The sequence below is a fragment of the Proteus terrae genome (genome assembly GCF_003144325.1).
GTDB lineage: Bacteria > Pseudomonadota > Gammaproteobacteria > Enterobacterales > Enterobacteriaceae > Proteus > Proteus terrae.
In genome coordinates, this window is sequence record NZ_PENS01000004.1 from 98,257 (window position 1) to 114,211 (window position 15,955).

At 38.2% G+C, this 15,955-nt stretch carries 14 protein-coding genes; 6 read left to right on the plus strand and 8 right to left on the minus strand.

What is annotated here, in order from left to right:
* Window positions 1-91 precede the first annotated feature (91 nt).
* The 3 genes from DK857_RS03870 (at window position 92) to DK857_RS03880 (ending at window position 2,726) form a co-directional block, all read left to right on the plus strand.
* Entirely contained in the window at window positions 92-637 is a 546-nt protein-coding gene (locus tag DK857_RS03870; protein WP_109401589.1) for a hypothetical protein, read from the plus strand.
* 85 nt (window positions 638-722) lie between these two features.
* On the plus strand, window positions 723-2,399 hold the full coding sequence (locus DK857_RS03875; protein ID WP_109395041.1) for an AsmA family protein: 1,677 nt from the start codon (window positions 723-725) through the stop codon (window positions 2,397-2,399).
* Window positions 2,400-2,486: 87 nt separating this feature from the next.
* Window positions 2,487-2,726 (plus strand): hypothetical protein, encoded by a 240-nt coding sequence (locus DK857_RS03880; protein WP_109395042.1) that lies wholly within the window; start codon window positions 2,487-2,489, stop codon window positions 2,724-2,726.
* Window positions 2,727-2,817: 91 nt separating this feature from the next.
* On the opposite strand, the gene rluF is transcribed toward DK857_RS03880, so the two are convergent.
* The 5 genes from rluF to typA form a co-directional block, all read right to left on the minus strand.
* Window positions 2,818-3,699, minus strand: coding sequence for a 23S rRNA pseudouridine(2604) synthase RluF (gene rluF, locus DK857_RS03885; RefSeq protein ID WP_109401590.1), 882 nt, complete (start codon window positions 3,697-3,699; stop codon window positions 2,818-2,820).
* 174 nt (window positions 3,700-3,873) lie between these two features.
* Entirely contained in the window at window positions 3,874-4,788 is a 915-nt protein-coding gene (gene fabY, locus DK857_RS03890; RefSeq protein WP_109401591.1) for a fatty acid biosynthesis protein FabY, read from the minus strand.
* 36 nt (window positions 4,789-4,824) lie between these two features.
* Entirely contained in the window at window positions 4,825-5,262 is a 438-nt protein-coding gene (dtd, locus tag DK857_RS03895) for a D-aminoacyl-tRNA deacylase (protein WP_072064855.1), read from the minus strand.
* A 67-nt stretch (window positions 5,263-5,329) separates the two neighbouring features.
* A complete protein-coding gene (gene yihX, locus DK857_RS03900; RefSeq protein WP_075671284.1) occupies window positions 5,330-5,947 on the minus strand; it encodes a glucose-1-phosphatase in 618 nt (205 codons plus the stop codon).
* Between the two features lie 460 nt (window positions 5,948-6,407).
* Window positions 6,408-8,243 carry a ribosome-dependent GTPase TypA gene (typA, locus tag DK857_RS03905; protein ID WP_088494327.1) on the minus strand — a complete coding sequence of 612 codons (1,836 nt, stop codon included), beginning with the start codon at window positions 8,241-8,243 and terminating at the stop codon, window positions 6,408-6,410.
* Between the two features lie 359 nt (window positions 8,244-8,602).
* Here typA and glnA point away from each other — a divergent pair, with 359 nt between their 5' ends.
* The 3 genes from glnA (at window position 8,603) to glnG (ending at window position 12,679) form a co-directional block, all read left to right on the plus strand.
* Window positions 8,603-10,012, plus strand: a complete 1,410-nt coding sequence (gene glnA / locus DK857_RS03910) for a glutamate--ammonia ligase (protein ID WP_109401592.1) — start codon at window positions 8,603-8,605, stop codon at window positions 10,010-10,012.
* A 185-nt stretch (window positions 10,013-10,197) separates the two neighbouring features.
* A complete protein-coding gene (gene glnL / locus DK857_RS03915; protein WP_109401593.1) occupies window positions 10,198-11,244 on the plus strand; it encodes a nitrogen regulation protein NR(II) in 1,047 nt (348 codons plus the stop codon).
* A 10-nt stretch (window positions 11,245-11,254) separates the two neighbouring features.
* Window positions 11,255-12,679 (plus strand): nitrogen regulation protein NR(I), encoded by a 1,425-nt coding sequence (gene glnG / locus DK857_RS03920; RefSeq protein ID WP_109395046.1) that lies wholly within the window; start codon window positions 11,255-11,257, stop codon window positions 12,677-12,679.
* 20 nt (window positions 12,680-12,699) lie between these two features.
* On the opposite strand, the gene hemN is transcribed toward glnG, so the two are convergent.
* The 3 genes from hemN to DK857_RS03935 form a co-directional block, all read right to left on the minus strand.
* Window positions 12,700-14,073 carry an oxygen-independent coproporphyrinogen III oxidase gene (gene hemN / locus DK857_RS03925; protein ID WP_109401594.1) on the minus strand — a complete coding sequence of 458 codons (1,374 nt, stop codon included), beginning with the start codon at window positions 14,071-14,073 and terminating at the stop codon, window positions 12,700-12,702.
* 861 nt (window positions 14,074-14,934) lie between these two features.
* Window positions 14,935-15,591: a DUF799 domain-containing protein gene (locus tag DK857_RS03930; RefSeq protein ID WP_109401595.1), complete on the minus strand. Its 657-nt coding sequence runs from the start codon at window positions 15,589-15,591 to the stop codon at window positions 14,935-14,937.
* Entirely contained in the window at window positions 15,588-15,941 is a 354-nt protein-coding gene (locus DK857_RS03935; protein WP_075671270.1) for a DUF4810 domain-containing protein, read from the minus strand. Before DK857_RS03935 ends, DK857_RS03930 begins: the two co-directional genes overlap by 4 nt.
* Between the last annotated feature and the right edge of the window lie 14 nt (window positions 15,942-15,955).

Genomic DNA, 15,955 nt, shown 5'->3' on the forward strand with positions numbered 1-15,955 from the left:
CATCTTTAGGCCAATGGTATTTTTATAAAAGTATGATCCTTTGAGTTACGGTAAATCTTTATCTCAAGACTGAAAATCAAAGAAAAATAAAATGACTACACCATTGAGCCCAATAAAAAATCCTGCACTCAAATACTTAAAAAGTCATCCATCTACTCAAGATTTTCATATACAAACTATTGAGCAATTTTTTACTTATCTCAAAGATTCTATTCTTTCATTATTTAATAGTGATCATAAATTTACTTATTTAGGAAATAAGCCTGTTGCTGAATTCAATTTAGAGCATATTAAAAAAGACTTAGGTACGTTTTTAACTAACCCATATCTTAATAAGCCTACAGTAGATGCTCTTAAATATTCATTTAATTACTTACAGAATCAATCTTACATTACTCCTAATCTTCACGATATTTACCGTTCTGGAAGTCTTGAACCTAATGATTTGATTTCTCAGTTAATTAACTACAGTAACAAACTTCATCAGCAAAAATTAAGTACAACAGAAGGACGACATGCTCAGTTGGTTATGAAAATACTAGGGGAAGTAAACAGTCATTTAAAACGATTACCCAATACGGGAAATCTGACATCCAGAATATCTAGCATCCTTAATAAACAAGTGAAATCTCTTTGATTTATCCGATGAATACTTGAGCATCGCCTAGTTTTCAGGCATAACTGTATAATGTTTTGATGGAGTATAAAACAGGAGAAGGGTTATGCGCTGGCTGATGAAAAGTTTGGTATCTCTGATACTTATCGTTATTTTATTTATTATTATAATTTACGCTTTTATTCAGACTCAGTGGGGCGCGCAGAAAACCAGTGAATGGCTGACACAATACACTGACTATGATATTCGCTTCTCAGGTATTGAGCATGATCTTATGCAACCCGAGCAAGTCATTGTTCATGATCTCCTCGTTAATCCTAAACAAGATAAATCGACAGTATCGGCAAAATCAGCACAAATTCGATTTAATTGGCAATTTTTTACCACCCCTTCTCATCTGCAAAAAATTACATTAGAAAATGGCAATATTGAGTTTGCAGACAAAACACCTTCAATACCCTTAAGTGCCGATATCTTACAATTTAAAAATATGGCACTAAACAGTAAAAAGAATAATTTTTCTTTTGATGCCAATAAAGTAACAGGTGGTATTACGCCATGGATCCCAACATCAACCGATTTGATAGGAGCGGGTCATTTCCAATTCTCTATTGCTAATGGCATGATAAATAATAATGAATTCAGTAATTTTATTATCTCTGGGCAATATCAGCCAAATAGTATTCAAATAGAGAAATTAGGTACTCGTCTACTTAATGGCTCACTATCTTTGAGTGGGCAATATCAAGATAATCAATGGAAATTTGATGAGGTTTATATGAATGGGTTGCGCTGGCAATCCTCGCAAACCCTTAACGAATTAATTCAGTCTCTCTCTGAATATCCTCGTATTAGTATAAGAGCACTTAATATTGTTGATTTTACTGCTGAAGGAAAACAGTGGGCAATCAGTGGCTTTGATGGGCAATTTTCTCAGTTTAGTTGGGATAAGGCTCTTTCATTTACAACTGGTGAACTCAATACAAATGATGTTGTTTTTCAAGATGAACACTTCACTGATCTTATCGCAAAACTCAACCAGCAGAACAATCAACTCAATCTAGATAGCCTCAGCCTACGCTACGAGAAAGGCTTAATTAAACTTGCTGGTCATTGGAATAAAGACAACAAAACCATCAGGATCCAAGACGCCACATTATCGGGTCTTTTATATACGCTACCTGAAAATTGGCTCACTTTTTTAGCTAAACCAATAGATGATAAGAGTAATATTCAAAATATCACTATCGAACAGTTATCTATCAATCAATCCATTTTGATTGATATCACGCCAGAATTTCCATTCCAATTCACGAATTTAACAGGAAAACTGCAAAATTTAGTAATTGCAAAAGAAGGTGAATGGGGATTATGGCAAGGCTCAGCGGTATTTAATGCTGATAGTGGTACATTAAATCGTATTGAATTACGTCGCCCTGATTTAAAAATTGTCACTCAACAAGATAACGCTATCGTTGAGCAATATTCAGCATTTATTGGTGATGGCATTGTTCGGGGTTCAGCTGGTTTAGTGCAATCTAACCAACAGCGCCAATTTTCACTTATTGCTAATGGATTAAATGTACCTTTATCAATACCTTACACATTAGGTTTCAAAACAACCTACTCTGACGAAGTAGGCCAATTCACACTAAAACTGAAAGGTGATTTACGTTCAAACCCAGTGGAATCAACGCTTAATGGTACATTAACTGGAAGTAAAGGTGAGCAACAAATACTCAACTCAGTGATACAAAATGGCGAAATAATTAATCACCTATAATATTGATCTTTCGCAGGAGCACAGATTGCTCCCTTTATAAAAAGCGTTACAATGCGCTATTGCCTTTTTCTTTATTGTGGAGTTTTCATGTCTGACGAAGATTTTTCCCCTGAAAAAATATCTTTAAATGCGTTTCAACAATCTCCTTTAACTGCACTTGAAGATAACAGCACACTGCTTGTGTGTGATGACAACAAAACTCCGTTGTTCTATTGCCTTTCTAAAGAAGACTATGATGCATTGATTGAGCGAGTTATGGATGCTGAACTTGCAGCGATCGTACTTGAACGTCGCCAAAATAAATTAGATGAACTTAATTTAGACTAATTTTATCGATGTATAATTTGTCTTAAATAGAACAAACAAAAAAACACCTTTTCAGGTGTTTTTTTGTTTTTATCGCGTCTTCAAAATGAACTTAGCGTTTTTTCTTTTTACGACCAGGCTGAACAAAACGCTTACGGGAATTATTTTCCGTTTCTTTAGTTTTTGTTTGAGGAATATGAATACCCAATGCTTTTGCATTACTACTGATTTGTTTTTTCGGCTTATTTTGCTTTGGCTTTGGCGGTGCTTCAGACGTTGATTTTTCAATCGCTTCAAATAAGGTAATTAATTCATCATCGGTCAAATCACGCCATTCACCAACAGGCAATCCTGATAAGCTCACATTCATAATACGAATGCGTTCAAGCTTAGTGACTTCATAACCAAAATATTCACACATACGACGAATTTGACGATTTAACCCTTGAACTAAGGTAATACGAAACACCATCGGCGCTTCTTTCTTAACCTTACATTTCTTGGTTTTTTGTCCCATGATAGGAACACCAGCCCCCATTCCATGAATAAATTCATCTGTGATCGGCTTATTCACTGTCACAAGGTACTCTTTTTCATGATCATTACCTGCACGTAGGATTTTATTCACTAAATCGCCGTGGTTAGTCAGGAAAATCAATCCTTGTGAATCTTTATCTAAACGCCCAATTGGGAAAATACGGGTACTGTGGTTAACATAGTCAACAATATTATCTTTTTCGCCATCATCTGTGGTACTGACAATTCCCACTGGCTTATTCAGTGCAATCAAAACCAGCTCAGAGTTATCCTGTGCTTCAATTAATCGACCATTGACTTTGACTTCATCGCCAGCAAATACTTGGTCGCCAATACTGGCGCGTTTGCCATTAATAAGGACAAGTCCTTGCTCAATATAACGGTCAGTCTCACGGCGTGAGCAGATCCCGCTTTCACTGATATATTTATTAAGACGAGTAGATAAATTGGTGTCCATGCTTCCCTCCGTAAACTGCGAAATATACATCAATTGGATAGCGATAGAAACACTATAAAATAAGCATCAAAGCATAGATTGATTATCCCCACGCTTTAACGTAAAAAAAATAACAAAAATGTTGGTAAGAATGGTAAAAAATAGATTAAATTCAATGAATTAAATAAAATACACTTAACACTGCTTATTTTGTGAAGGTAAAACAATATAAGTACCACTAAAAACAGCACCGACGCCTTCATCACCACAAATATCAACATCTAACTTAATGCGAGCCTTACTGCCCTTCGCTAATCGCCCTAAATCCCCACTTAAATTCTCCATATCAGCAACGGCCGCAGGACGCCCTGATACAGGTTTGCGATAACGAATATGAGCATCCACTAGCACAATATCACCTTGCAACTTATGCTCGCGCATTAATAGCCAAATCAATCCCCAACCTGTTAATGTTGCGAGTGAAAATTGGCTGCCTGCAAAAATAGTGTGATGAGGGTTTTGGTTTCCCGCTTCTGGGATAGTGGTATAAAAACGAGTTCCCGTATATTGAGTAATACGTAATCCCATTTTCTCACTTAAAGGAATATGTTGGTGCCACTGTTTTTGTAATTCAGCACACCAATCTGGTCGATGAAGAATGTCATCTAAAGACTCAATACTTTTTTTCATAAAAAAGTGCTTAATGGGTGTGGTTTGAGGGCCAGTGACTAGACCACAATTTTCATAACCCAATTTTTCAAAGAAGTTTACAGACTCTTCTCTTGCACTACACACGATCCGTTTTATACCTTCTTGGCGAGCCAATGATTCTAGCGCCATGGCAACAAGAGTGCCTAAACCTTTACCTTGTACATCTGTGCGTACTGCCATAAAGCGGATAGCGCCTTCGTTATCCGCATTAATATAAAGTCGTCCAATCGCGACAGGTTGTCCCGTTTCATCGACAACCATTTGATGATGAGCAAAGGTATCATAACCGTCTTTTTCAGAGCCTTCAGGTTGATGTAGAGGCTTACGAAGCATTTCCCAGCGAAAAGCATAATAGGCATCAAATTCCGCCTCGGTTTTTGGGGTTCGTAAATGGTACATATCTGAGCTCCTTTTAACATCACTACATGTTCGACGTTATACCTGCAACCAAAAGGTGACTGGACCGTCATTAGTCAGTGTGATTTGCATATCCGCGGCGAATTGGCCTGTTTGTGTTTCTAAACCTTGCTGCTGACATTGTTCTATAAAGTAGTGGTAGAGGTTTTTCGCTAATTCAGGAGGCGCACCATTCGAAAAACCAGGGCGCATTCCTTTTTGTGTTTCTGCGGCTAGTGTGAATTGAGAGACGACTAATAAACTGCCACCTGCTTGTTGCACATTTAGATTCATTTTGTCATTTTCATCACTAAATATGCGATAACCGCATACTTTTTCACATAATCTTTTGGCTTTCTGTTCGTTGTCATCTTTCTCTACACCTAATAAAACCAACAAACCTTGATTAATAGCGCCGACTGTTTCACCTGCAATATCTACTTTTGCCTGTGTCACTCGTTGAATTAACGCGATCATACTCTCTCCAAAATAAATCAATAAAAAAGGATAACAAATTCAATCTGTTGTTATCCTTACAATAGCATTATTCTTCTACAGGGAGAGAAAAATCATAATCTTTGAAATAATCAATGACAGTTTGTTTATCAATGACATGTACACCTTTCATACCCACAGCAATGGCAGCATCAACATTGGCTTTCACATCATCAAAGAAAACGGCATCTTGTGCTTCAATGTCTTCAGACTGTAAAACATACTTATAAATTTCAGGATCAGGTTTTCTCATACCGATATCTTGAGATAGATAGAGGAAATCGGCTGAGGCTGCTATTTCAGGATAGTGTTCTGGCCAGTAATTTTGATGTAAGCGATTAGTATTTGATAACACCACAACCCGATGTCCTTGCTCTCTTAATTTATTCATTATATCAATGACTTCAGGGCGTAATGCGACGAAAATAGCTTGCCATCCTTCAGCAAACTGTTCAAAGCTTAAATTCATTTCTAATTCTGAACTGATTTCTTCTGCAAACTCGATGTCTGTAATATTGCCGCGTTCGTGTAATTTAAAGATCTCTCCTGTGGTGAAGTTCTTTTTTATGTTCGCTAATGGAACACCACTGAGTTTACTCCATACTGCGAATACCCGGTTAAAATCGATATCAATAATCACATTACCCATATCAAAGATATAAAGCATAAATCCTCTCCATAATAGAAAACTCATTTTACTTTAATCATAAATCGCTTTACTGAACAGGCTTAAACACTAAAAAAGTACAATAATCACACTTAATTTTTTGTAAAACATAAAACCAGAATAGGTAAAGACGAAAAGTGAGGCTAAAAGCATCATTATCTATAATGCATAATAGGGTGGATGATGGCTTTTGATATTGATACCAGAAAAAAATACTTAAATTGTAAATGCAGCTTGAGGAATAAAAGGTAAGAAAAGAGAGGCAGGAAGAGAAAAACTTATGCGGTGGCAAATTTTCCACCGCATTCGTCTAATAGTACAACTAGTACCACATACTCTAAATAATTTAAGTTACAGCTAGGCGACTAGTTAAACGCAACCAACTCTGTAACTTGAAGTATGACGAGTATAAACTCAGGGCGCTAACGCGCCCTAAGAATTATGTTATCAGAATAACGAATTAGTCTTTGCTACGGTAAGCACGACGACGATCGTTTTCTGACAGATAACGCTTACGCAGACGGATAGACTGCGGAGTAACTTCAACTAACTCATCGTCATCAATAAATTCTAATGCTTGTTCTAATGTTTGTTTCAGGTGTGGAGTCAGCGTTGTCGCCTCATCTGTACCAGAAGCACGCATGTTAGTCAGCTTTTTACCCGTCAAGCAGTTTACTGTTAAGTCATTAGAGCGAGTATGAATACCAATCACTTGGCCTTCATAAACTTCTGCACCATGAGTAACGAATAATTTACCGCGGTCTTGTAAGCTATACAGTGCGTAAGCAACGGCTTTACCTTGGCCATTAGAGATCATAACACCGTTATTACGGCGACCGATTTCACCTGGACGAACATCATCATAGTGACTGAATGTTGCATACAGTAAACCAGTACCTGATGTCATGGTCATAAATTCAGTACGGAAACCAATCAGACCACGGCTAGGGATAATGTAGTCTAAACGTACACGTCCTTTACCATCTGGTTGCATATCACGCATTTCGCCTTTACGCTCACCCATCGCTTGCATCACATCACCTTGGTGTTGCTCTTCAATGTCGATAGTAACTTGTTCGAAAGGCTCTTGTTTACGGCCGTCAATATCACGGAAGATAACTTTAGGACGAGATACACCTAATTCGTAACCTTCACGACGCATATTTTCAATCAGAACTGACAGGTGAAGCTCACCACGACCTGATACACGGAATGCATCTGGATCTTCGGTTTCTTCTACACGTAATGCTACGTTATGGACTAACTCTTTTTTCAGACGATCTAAAATCTGACGAGAAGTCACAAACTTACCTTCACGACCACAGAAAGGTGAAGTATTAACACAGAAATACATGCTAACAGTTGGTTCATCAACGGCTAATGCAGGTAATGCTTCAACAGCACCTGTTTCGCAGATCGTATCAGAAATATTCAGTTCGCCTAAGCCTGTGATTGCGATGATATCGCCAGCTTCTGCTACTTCAACTTCGATACGTTCTAAGCCTAAGTGACCTAACACTTTACCGACTTTACCATTACGAGTATTACCTTCGCTATCGATGATGGTAACTTGCTGGTTAGGTTTAACCTTACCACGCTTGATACGACCGATACCGATAACACCCATGTAGTTGTTGTAGTCCAACTGAGAAATTTGCATCTGGAATGTACCTTCCAGATCAACTTTTGGTGGCTCTACATATTTGACAATAGCTTCGTATAACGGAGTCATATCTTCAGCCATATCATTGTAATCTGTTCCCGCAATACCGTTTAATGCAGATGCATAGATAATTGGGAAATCAAGTTGTTCGTCAGTTGCGCCTAAGTTTACGAACAGGTCAAATACCTGATCAACAACCCAGTCTGGACGCGCACCAGGGCGGTCAACTTTATTGATAACAACAATTGGTTTTAAGTTGTTAGCAAACGCTTTTTGTGTCACAAAACGAGTTTGTGGCATTGGGCCATCCATCGCGTCAACCAGCAATAGAACGCAGTCTACCATAGACATAACGCGTTCTACCTCACCACCGAAGTCGGCGTGTCCTGGGGTATCTACGATATTGATACGATAGTCATTCCATTTAATCGCTGTATTTTTCGCAAGAATAGTAATTCCGCGCTCTCTTTCGAGATCATTTGAGTCCATCACGCGCTCAGCAACGGTTTCACGTTCGCCGAACGTACCAGATTGCTGTAGTAATTTATCGACGATAGTTGTTTTACCATGGTCAACGTGGGCGATGATGGCGATATTACGCAAGTTTTCGATCACAAAATTTGCCTCAGGCATTGTAGAAATAAGCGCAGTATTGTACACGCTTTAGACGAGAGACTAAACAAGATCACAATAATGATTGCTTAACAATATGCAATTAATTGAATTGTGATCCTTTTCACGCCTCAGAATTTAGTAGCATCCGTTCGATTGCACCAAAATAGTGCAACTAATTAGGCTTAATTTGCACCAACTTTGTGCAATAATTAAAAAATCACAGGAGATATTCTACACTAAACTTCATCAATACAGTATATATCCCTTTTTAGATAAGTTGGCATGCTTTTCGCAATAGAATTTAGGTGAGCAAAAAATTCACCGAAAAATGTGTAAGGCCACTGCACTCAATAAAACCATTCGCCAGGAGAGTTCCTATGTCCCTTGAACATGTGTTATCCATGATTGAAGAACATAAAGTTAGATATATTGACTTACGTTTCACTGATACCCGCGGTAAAGAACAACATCTTACTATTCCGGCTCATCAGGTTAACGATGATTTCTTTGAAGAAGGAAAAATGTTCGATGGTTCTTCTATTGGTGGCTGGAAAGGCATTAACGAATCAGACATGGTACTGATGCCAGATGCAACAACCGCAATGCTTGACCCATTTTTCCAAGATCCAACTCTGATTATTCGCTGTGACGTTTTAGAACCTGGCACAATGCAAGGTTACGATCGCGACCCACGTTCTATCTCAAAACGCGCTGAACACTATTTAAAATCAAGTGGTATCGCAGACACAGTGCTGTTTGGACCAGAGCCAGAATTCTTCCTGTTTGATGATATTCGTTTCAAAAACGATATTTCAGGCGCTTCTTACGCTATCAATGATATTGAAGCTGCATGGAATACAAATACCAAATATGAAGACGGCAACAAAGGTCACCGCCCAATGGTTAAAGGGGGTTATTTCCCACTACCACCAGTCGATTCATCACAAGATATTCGTTCTACTATGTGTAACATCATGGAAGAAATGGGCTTAGTTGTTGAAGCTCATCACCATGAAGTAGCAACTGCGGGCCAAAATGAAGTGGCTACTCGCTTTAATACTATGACCAAAAAAGCAGATGAAACCCAAATTTATAAATACGTGGTACAAAACGTCGCTCACGTATTTGGTAAAACAGCAACCTTTATGCCAAAACCATTAGTTGGTGATAATGGTTCAGGTATGCACTGCCATATGTCACTGTCCAAAAACGGTGTAAACCTGTTTGCAGGCGACAAATACGGCGGATTATCTGAAATGGCGCTGTATTACATCGGCGGTATTATCAAACATGCTCGTGCATTAAATGCATTTACTAACCCAACCACTAACTCTTACAAACGTTTAGTTCCGGGTTTTGAAGCACCTGTAATGCTAGCTTACTCTGCACGTAACCGTTCAGCGTCAATTCGTATTCCAGTTGTTGCTAGCATGAAAGCTCGCCGTATTGAAGTGCGTTTCCCAGATCCGTTAGCAAACCCTTACCTTGCGTTTGCTGCACAGTTAATGGCGGGTCTTGATGGAATTATCAATAAAATTCATCCTGGTGATGCTATGGATAAAAACCTCTATGACTTACCACCAGAAGAAGCGAAAGAGATCCCAACTGTCGCAGGTTCATTAGAAGAAGCATTAAATACATTAAATACAGATCGTGAATTCTTAACTCGCGGTGGTGTATTTACTGATGATGCTATTGATGCTTATTTAGAATTATTACGTGCTGATGTTCAACGTGTACGTATGGCTCCACATCCTCTTGAATTTGAAATGTATTACAGCGCTTAAGACTATTTTTACTAATAAACACTTAAGCCAAGATGTAAAACTGTTTTTTTTGCCGTGAAGCTATTTTGCCCATCTTCGGATGGGCACTTTTCTCCCACTTAAGGAGTCAGTCTTTTCACTTACGCATTGGTTCATTAATGTAATAAAGGTAAGATGCACTAAAATGGTGCAATGGGGTATTCAATATGGAAACGGCAGACTTACCTGACAACACATTAATTTTAGACTCACTAATACACTCTGTATTGGTTATCAATAAAGAGTTTATTATTTGCTACGCAAATCATTCTGCGTTACAGGTTTTAGCACAAAGCCGTCGAAAATTATTTGAAACGCCTTTCACTGCCCTTTTCAGCTATTACTCTTTTGACGCTGATTTAATGCGTGAAACGTTAGCGAATGGACAAAGCTTTACCGACAATGAAGTGATATTGGTTATTAATAACCAATCACACACAATGTCGCTCAGTGCCCAACCTATTTCCGAGCAACATATTTTGCTGGAACTGGCGCCTATGGATAGTCAACGCCGGTTAAGCCAAGAGCAGATCCAACAAGCCCAGCAAATGGCTGCTAGGGAATTGGTTAGGGGGCTGGCACATGAAATTAAAAATCCGTTAGGAGGATTACGAGGCGCGGCTCAGTTGCTGGCAAAATCCTTACCTGATCCTGCCTTAACGGAATACACGCAAGTCATTATTGAACAAGCTGATCGCCTACGTGTGCTGGTGGACAGATTACTCGGGCCTCAACATCCAGGGACAAAAACACATCAGAGCATTCACCATGTTGTTGAGCGCGTTGCTCAGCTTATTTCACTCGAATGCCCTGAAAATGTCACCTTGCTAAAAGATTACGATCCGAGCTTACCTGAGTTATCACATTACCCAGACCAAATAGAACAAGTACTCCTAAATATTACACGCAATGCGTTACAAGCCGTTGAAAAAACAGGAGGGACGATTATTTTACGTACCCGTACTGCTTTTCAAGTCACACTTCATGGCGAACGCCATCGCCTTGTTGCTCGCATTGATGTGATTGATACCGGTGATGGTATTCCTCCTCATCTGCAAGATACGCTTTTTTATCCCATGGTTAGTGGTCGAGAAGGTGGCAATGGGTTGGGATTATCTATTGCACGCAATTTAGTGGATCAGCATGCAGGTAAAATTGAATTTACTAGTTGGCCCGGAAATACTGAATTTTCTATTTATTTACCAATTAAGTAGGAGATAACCAATGCAAAAAGGAAATGTATGGGTTGTTGATGATGACAGCTCTATTCGCTGGGTACTTGAACGCGCTATTTCACGTGAAGGTCTGTTATGTAAAACCTTTGAACATGCGAATGATGTACTTAATGCACTTAATGCAGAAATACCTGATGTATTGTTATCAGACATTCGCATGCCTGATATTGATGGTTTATCTCTTCTAAAAATAATTAAAGAACAATATCCAGCTCTGCCCGTGATTATTATGACGGCACATTCTGATCTGGATGCTGCTGTTAATGCCTATCAACAAGGGGCATTTGATTACTTACCAAAGCCGTTCGATATCGACGAAACGTTAGCATTAATTGATCGGGCCATTACTCATTATCGAGAGCAAAAACAACCAAATACCAATGATACTTCATTGCAATCAGTTTCAGATATGATTGGCGAAGCACCTGCAATGCAAGAAGTTTACCGTATTATTGGTCGGCTCTCTCGCTCTTCAATTAGTGTGCTGATTAATGGGGAATCAGGGACAGGGAAAGAATTAGTGGCACATGCATTACATCGCCACAGTCCAAGAGCTTCCTCTCCTTTTATTGCCTTAAATATGGCAGCCATTCCTAAAGACTTGATTGAATCAGAGCTTTTTGGTCACGAAAAGGGCGCATTCACAGGAGCCTCTCAAGTACGTCAAGGCCGATTTGAACAAGCGAACGGTGGCTCTCTGTTTCTTGATGAAATTGGCGATATGCCTCTCGATATTCAAACACGTTTACTGCGGGTCCTTGCTGAAGGGCAATTTTATCGAGTCGGTGGTTATGCTCCTGTAAAAGTCGATGTGCGTATTATTGCCGCTACACATCAAGATTTAGAAAAACGAGTTCAAGCGGGCGATTTTCGTGAAGATCTCTATCATCGACTCAATGTAATACGCATTCAGTTACCTCCATTACGCGATAGAACCGAAGATATTCCCAGTCTAGCGCGCTATTTTCTACAAAAAACAGCTAAAGAATTAGGTGTCGAAACCAAAGCGCTTCATCAGCAAAGTTTGCAAATAATGATGGAATACAACTGGTCAGGTAACGTCAGACAATTAGAGAATGTGTGTCGCTGGTTAACGGTAATGACGGCAAGCCAAGAGATTATGCCTCAAGATTTACCACAAGAAATTCGCCAACCTGATGAGAAAGCTAAAAATATCAGTCGAATTGCTTCTTCTCAACATTGGTCACAACATCTTTCATTATGGGCAGATGAAGCATTAGGGGAAGGGAAAAAAAACATCTTAACAGATGCCCTACCTCAATTTGAACGCACGCTATTACTTAGTGCCTTGGCATACACACAAGGGCATAAACAAGATGCGGCAAGGTTATTAGGTTGGGGTAGAAATACATTAACCCGCAAATTAAAAGAGTTAGGGATAGAGGAATATTGATCCTCTATCCCCTTCATCGATTAAATAACACGCGAGAATTGACGTTGGCGCATTTGATTTCGTAAATAGGTATCAAAACACATACAGATATTACGAATAAGCAAACGTCCTCGTGGTGTAACTTGAATACCATCTGCTGTTATTTCAACTAAACCATCATCCTTCATTGGCACAAGTAATTCTAAATCTTCTTTAAAATAGTCATGGAAGACAATATTGTGCATTTTTTCAATATCAGAAAAACGCAGACTAAAATTACAAATTAAGGTTTTAATTACATCTCGACGAATACAATCATCATTAGTCAGAGATAAACCACGCCATAGTGCATTCCCTTCACTATTTACACGCGCATAATATTCTTTCAATACTTTTTCATTTTGCGCATAGTTATCGCCTAACATACTTATTGCAGAAACTCCCATACCTAATAAGTCACACTCTTCATGAGTGGTATAGCCTTGGAAATTACGATGTAAAATACCTTTGCGCTGAGCAACTGCTAATTCGTCATCAGGTTTAGCAAAGTGATCCATACCAATAAACTGATAGCCGTTTGTTGTCAGCGTAGAAATTGTTTCTTGTAATATTTCTAATTTTTCTTCAGCTAAAGGGAGGTCTTCATCTTTAATTTTACGCTGAGCAGCGAATAAATTAGGTAAGTGTGCATAATTGAAAACACTCAATCTATCAGGTGATAATTCAATAACGCGTTTTAATGTAAAGGCAAAACTCTCTTTGGTTTGCTTAGGTAAACCATAAATTAAGTCAATGCTGGTGGAGTGAAAACCCACTTCACGCGCACGCTCTACCAATGCAAAAATAAACGCTTCATCTTGCTCTCGATTGACTTTTTGTTGTACTTCTTTATTGAAATCTTGTACGCCCATACTTAGGCGATTAAATCCTTCATGACGCAGATGGTCGATAACATCTAGCTCAATTTCACGGGGATCGATTTCAATAGAGAGTTCTGCATTATCAACAAAATAAAAATGGTGACGTAATAGCGAAACCAATCGGCTAATTTGCTGCTTATCCAGAAAAGTAGGTGTACCCCCACCCCAATGCATCTGAGTCACTTTTCTGTCTTTAAAATAACAAGCCCTGTTAATAATTTCTTTTTCTAAAACATCAAGATATTCATCTGCCTTATGTTTATGCCGCGTAATAATTTTATTACAGCCGCAGAAATAACACAGCTTATGGCAGAAAGGGATATGAATATAAAGCGATAAAGGGCGCTCAAGATAACGTTGAGTCGCTTTGATAAAATCATCATCGCCATATTGCTGATTAAACTCTAATGCTGTTGGGTATGATGTATAGCGAGGACCTGAATAGTTATACTTATGGATCAGGTCAAGATCCCAAATAATTGTTTGTTCTGACATGCCTCTACCTTCCAAAAGTGAACAGCTGATATTTCATACCAGCAAACAGACATTATGAATATCTGAAAGAATAGTGTAACCAATAAATCGGGAACTGAATATGATCGAAAGGGGTATCGTATAAATCCCTTTCTTCTTATTGATAGGCGATAACACTCAAATATACGACGTGATGTAAATCACATTATGTAAAAATAATCTTATCCATTAAAGATATTCATGAATAAATTAAGTTTATTCAATACGTTAGTAATTTCAATTCATCGTGAAATATCAGAAGAAAACTTTCACACCGAGTTTAAAACGATATATTACTCAAAATACGATTTAAATTAATTAAATATCTCGTTATATTAGTTTTATTATTCTTTTATTCCCTCTTAATTCGATGATTATAATAATAGTAACAATTATATCTTTACCTAAATTATAATATTACATATCCTAGAGACAAACATTGATTAATATCCAACTAAGTCGTGTTTTGATTTAAATTTGAGGCTCATTTAAAGAATAAAGGTCGCTATATTACAAGGAAAGATAGCATCCCCCATACCTTATCTTATTCTAATTGACGTTTCTCTTATTTAATCAGTCTCTTTTATATACCCGAATTATGGATTATTAACCACGGAAGGAAACGGACTAGCAACCAAGGATGGTTTATCTCTTCAATAACAATTCATCTCTTTTATTCACTCTTCTATTTCACGCTTATCTTACAATAAATATATGTAGTATTACCTAGCATCAAATAAGAATAATTATTATTTATTACTTATAAATAAAATAAGGCTCTACTTATTCTAAAGTTAATAAGCAGAACCTTTCTCTTTATTATACTTATTTTATAGCATTTATTTATTCTGCTTCTTTACCATAATTAGGAGAACGAGGGCCATACAAAATGCCATTCGCATTTCCAGCAGAAAGTAAACGGATACTGGTTATACCTGCAATTTGATAGCTTTTATCTGATACTGTATTCACGATTTGATTCACAACCGCTGAAACCAGCATCCCGACTAAACTACCCGATGAGCCTTCTGTTTCTGTACTTGATGCCGTTGCAGAGCTGCTCCACAGCACACCACCATTACGAAGATCAACAAGCTTAGCAGCAACAGTAACTCTCGTATCACTAGAAATAATTTGATATGACGTTCCAAATTCTGTGATATCTAAGTATAAAACAGCATCAGCACCAAAGATTTCACGTAATTTATTAGGACTTACTGCATGAATATCTCCTGCCATGGATAAGCCATTTTGCTTAAATGTCTCTTCAACAACAGCAACAGGGAACACGTAATATCCTGCTTCCGCCAATGGATATGTCACTTGAGATAAGAAACTGTGTCCAGCTCCAACTTCTGTTGTATGGTTTTGAGGCACCAAGACTAAAATGCTTTTTGGTTTACTCTGTTTAAATGCGGAGTAATCTGTTTTAACAGGCTGGGTACAACCCGTTAATACCAGAGCAAAAGCCAAACAAATTAAAGTGAATAAGCGACTCATTTTTGCATTCCTTTATTTTTCATCAGGCGATCCATAAATTCCGCTGATTCTGGGTAAAGTGCTTTCTCTTCGCTAAATTCAGCCATAGCTAAATCTAACGCACCCGTTGCACCGTATAACATACCTAAATGTGCATGTAATCCCGGAGGAATACCTAATGATTTGGCACGAGAAAGCTCAATGCTTTTCTTTAATGCATCGATTTGTGCTTGAGGATCACTTTCACTTTGTTGATAGTACTGATACACCACTTGTTGATAACTATCCCAGTTATAAAGTGGTTTAGGGCCACTTGCACAGCCCGTCAGCAATAATGCCCCCAAAACAAGGCTTATTAATGATTTAGACATCGTTATATCCTTAT

What these genes read in the sequence shown, in the direction of transcription:
- DK857_RS03935 (WP_075671270.1), bottom strand. Translation starts at nt 15,941, where the DNA reads ATGTCTAAATCATTAATAAGCCTTGTTTTGGGGGCATTATTGCTGACG.
- DK857_RS03880 (WP_109395042.1), top strand. Translation starts at nt 2,487, where the DNA reads ATGTCTGACGAAGATTTTTCCCCTGAAAAAATATCTTTAAATGCGTTT.
- glnG (WP_109395046.1), top strand. Translation starts at nt 11,255, where the DNA reads ATGCAAAAAGGAAATGTATGGGTTGTTGATGATGACAGCTCTATTCGC.
- DK857_RS03875 (WP_109395041.1), top strand. Translation starts at nt 723, where the DNA reads ATGCGCTGGCTGATGAAAAGTTTGGTATCTCTGATACTTATCGTTATT.
- typA (WP_088494327.1), bottom strand. Translation starts at nt 8,243, where the DNA reads ATGCCTGAGGCAAATTTTGTGATCGAAAACTTGCGTAATATCGCCATC.
- DK857_RS03870 (WP_109401589.1), top strand. Translation starts at nt 92, where the DNA reads ATGACTACACCATTGAGCCCAATAAAAAATCCTGCACTCAAATACTTA.
- yihX (WP_075671284.1), bottom strand. Translation starts at nt 5,947, where the DNA reads ATGCTTTATATCTTTGATATGGGTAATGTGATTATTGATATCGATTTT.
- DK857_RS03930 (WP_109401595.1), bottom strand. Translation starts at nt 15,591, where the DNA reads ATGAGTCGCTTATTCACTTTAATTTGTTTGGCTTTTGCTCTGGTATTA.
- dtd (WP_072064855.1), bottom strand. Translation starts at nt 5,262, where the DNA reads ATGATCGCGTTAATTCAACGAGTGACACAGGCAAAAGTAGATATTGCA.
- glnA (WP_109401592.1), top strand. Translation starts at nt 8,603, where the DNA reads ATGTCCCTTGAACATGTGTTATCCATGATTGAAGAACATAAAGTTAGA.
- rluF (WP_109401590.1), bottom strand. Translation starts at nt 3,699, where the DNA reads ATGGACACCAATTTATCTACTCGTCTTAATAAATATATCAGTGAAAGC.
- fabY (WP_109401591.1), bottom strand. Translation starts at nt 4,788, where the DNA reads ATGTACCATTTACGAACCCCAAAAACCGAGGCGGAATTTGATGCCTAT.
- glnL (WP_109401593.1), top strand. Translation starts at nt 10,198, where the DNA reads ATGGAAACGGCAGACTTACCTGACAACACATTAATTTTAGACTCACTA.
- hemN (WP_109401594.1), bottom strand. Translation starts at nt 14,073, where the DNA reads ATGTCAGAACAAACAATTATTTGGGATCTTGACCTGATCCATAAGTAT.